The sequence below is a fragment of the Mesorhizobium sp. genome (assembly GCF_005063415.1).
Lineage (GTDB): Bacteria > Pseudomonadota > Alphaproteobacteria > Rhizobiales > Rhizobiaceae > Mesorhizobium.
This window is the reverse complement of record NZ_SUEG01000291.1, coordinates 1-2,456: the sequence shown is the minus strand read 5'-3', so window position 1 is coordinate 2,456 and position 2,456 is coordinate 1. Positions and strand designations below refer to the sequence as shown.

The window sequence follows — 2,456 nt, the reverse complement described above, 5'->3', positions numbered from 1 at the left end:
GTCGCGGAGGCCGCGCAGGTCATGGCCGAGCGTCGCGATCATCGCCTTGATATCATCGCCGAGGACGGCCTCCTTCTGCCGCGGCGGCTTTGCGTGTTTTCTGCGGATACCGGCGAGCACGGTGGCAATATGGCGATCGGCACGGTCGAGAGAAAATCCGCGCTGGGTAAAATTCCAGGCCAGGCCGGAGAGGCGCCGCTCGATCGTTGCGACCGAAAGGGCGGGAATGCCGCGTTTCGGCTCGCCGGCGGCGGTGCCTGAGGCACAGGCGCTGATATAGAGGCCGATTGTTTGTACCTCTGGGGGCAAGGGCTCAAAACCGTTGCGGCGACACCAGGACGAATAATGCGAAAAGTCCTTGGTGTAGGCGTCTCGCGTGTTTTCGGAGCTGGCGGCCTTGGCGTAGTCTTTTGCCGTCTCGACGAGCGCTTCGATATGCGCCGGCGACCGCGATGGGCGTCCCGTCTCCATGACTAGATCGACGATGTCGGGCAGACGTGCGAATTCGCCGGGCGGGCCGTTGTCGCGACGCCGGGCGGCTTGCGGGTCTTGATGGGAGTCCGCGCCATCTGGTTTCAGTAGCTTGTCCATGGCTCAATTGTGCGATTGAATCAGAAGAGTCGAGTCGGCGCCAGCTTGCAGCCAAACAGCGAGGCTGTCCATTGCATCGGCATCTCACGCACCCGCAGGCTTAGGCCCATATCCGTACACGAACGCAAATCGCCGCTGATCCCTATCGCAAGGCCAGGTTTCGTGAGATGGCCCGCGACATCGTGGCCAAGGACCGCCATGACCGGAAATACGGCATGGCCGTCGACACGGCGGGCGCCATCGCCCGGGCGCTGGAAAAGGCCTATCGCCAAGGCTTTGAGGACAACCGGGTGGGCCGGCCGTCGCAAAGCCAAGAGCCGGCGGCGCAGGACGGTCCGCTCGATTGGGCGCTCATCCCAGCCGCGTCCGCGAAACGCCTTCTGGAGCATCTGCCTGTTCACCTTGGGGCATGGCGAGTCGCCATCGGAAATGGGCTATCTCGCGGCGGCCACGACCGAGCGCGGAACGCCGGGATGGCGCCTTGTCGTGCCCGGGCTTTCGTACCATGACAAGTCGATCGGCGAAAAGACCATCATTCCGCTCGTCCGTCTGGGCTTGATCGAGCCGGCGCTGGATGAGCCCCACTGTCTGGTCGTTTCTACGCGCGGCGCGCAAACGTGGTGGCTGTTCCACGCGCGTGGTGGCTGATATCCCGAGGATCTGACTGACGTGTAAACCCTCTAGCGGTACGGGACCGGCTGTCGGCCAACCGGTGTTCGGCGGCGGCACCGCAGCGTTTGCAATCCATAGCACCTGGTGCTATATAAACCCATGACGCAGCGGACGTTCAAGACGGCCTGGTTCGCCAAGGCGGCGCGCAAGGCGCGAATCAGCGACGTGGCACTGTGCAAGGCGATTGCGCAGGTGGCGTTGGGACAAGCCGAAGATCTTGGCGGTGGCGTGTTCAAGAAGCGTCTGAACGACAACCGGCACCGATCGATCATCCTGGCCAAATCCGGTCGGTTCTGGGTCTACGAGTATCTGTTCGCCAATCAGGACAGGGCCAACATATGACGACGAACTCGCCCAGTTCCGCAGCCTGGCCAAGGCTTATGCTGGGCTGACCGATCGGCAGCTCGGCGAATTGCTGGCAGACGGAGATTTTTTGGAGATATGCACATGAGCAGGGCTAGACAATACAAGTCCGACGCCTTCGAGGCGATGCACAGCTCGGCGAGCGCGCTCTACAAGGTCGGGGCGATCGACAAGGCGACAATGCGCAGCTTCGACGAGAGCTGCCTGACGGTGCCGCCGGCGATCGAGCCCGACGCGATCAAGGCGCTGCGGGAGAAGAACCATGTCAGCCAGCCGGTGTTTGCGCGCTATCTGAACACATCCGAATCGACGGTGCAAAAGTGGGAGACTGGCGCCAAGCGGCCGAGTGGCATGGCGCTGAAGCTGCTGTTTGTGGTCGACAAGCACGGGCTGCAGGTGCTGCGCTAGCGGCGCTTCGATTACGTCCGATAAGGCAAGCTTACCGGACACAAACGTCGTTCGACATCCCCGGCGCTTTATGGCCGAGATGATTGCAAAAAGCGCCGCGATGACTCATGCTGCCGGCGATGATTCTCCACGCCAAACCGCCTTCGCGCCACGCCGTCCAGCCGCTCGACGCCGCGCCGATCGGGCCCATGGCGACTGTGCCATCCTGGCTGCGCAGGGCCGTCGAGACGGCGCAAACCGTCGAAGATGCTGCGCTTGCCGCCGGCGCGGCGCTGACCGCGCTCGATGCCGTCGTGCGCCGGGACGAAAAATGGGCGGGCGCCTGGCGGCAGCGCCTGGCGCTGGCGGCGGCCGCGACGACGGCGCGGCAGGCGGGGCGCACCGAGGACGAAGCCGCGCTGCGCGATTCTTTTCTCCTGACC

At 63.8% G+C, this 2,456-nt stretch carries 3 protein-coding genes and 2 pseudogenes; 4 read left to right on the top strand and 1 reads right to left on the bottom strand.

The window, feature by feature from the left end; all coding sequences use genetic code 11:
* Positions 1–471 (bottom strand): annotated as a pseudogene (locus E5W70_RS31885) (integrase); the annotation flags it as partial.
* A 549-nt stretch (positions 472–1,020) separates the two neighbouring features.
* Here E5W70_RS31885 and E5W70_RS31880 point away from each other — a divergent pair.
* The 4 genes and pseudogenes from E5W70_RS31880 to E5W70_RS31865 form a co-directional block, all read left to right on the top strand.
* Complete coding sequence (locus E5W70_RS31880; protein ID WP_292665279.1) at positions 1,021–1,239, top strand: hypothetical protein; 219 nt, start codon at positions 1,021–1,023, stop codon at positions 1,237–1,239.
* Positions 1,240–1,362: 123 nt separating this feature from the next.
* Positions 1,363–1,714 (top strand): annotated as a pseudogene (locus E5W70_RS31875) (type II toxin-antitoxin system RelE/ParE family toxin).
* On the top strand, positions 1,711–2,034 hold the full coding sequence (locus tag E5W70_RS31870) for a DNA-binding transcriptional regulator (protein WP_292665277.1): 324 nt from the start codon (positions 1,711–1,713) through the stop codon (positions 2,032–2,034). Before E5W70_RS31875 ends, E5W70_RS31870 begins: the two are co-directional and overlap by 4 nt.
* 188 nt (positions 2,035–2,222) lie before the next feature.
* The coding region (locus E5W70_RS31865) for a DUF1403 family protein (protein ID WP_292665281.1) at positions 2,223–2,456 on the top strand (234 nt) is incomplete at its 3' end.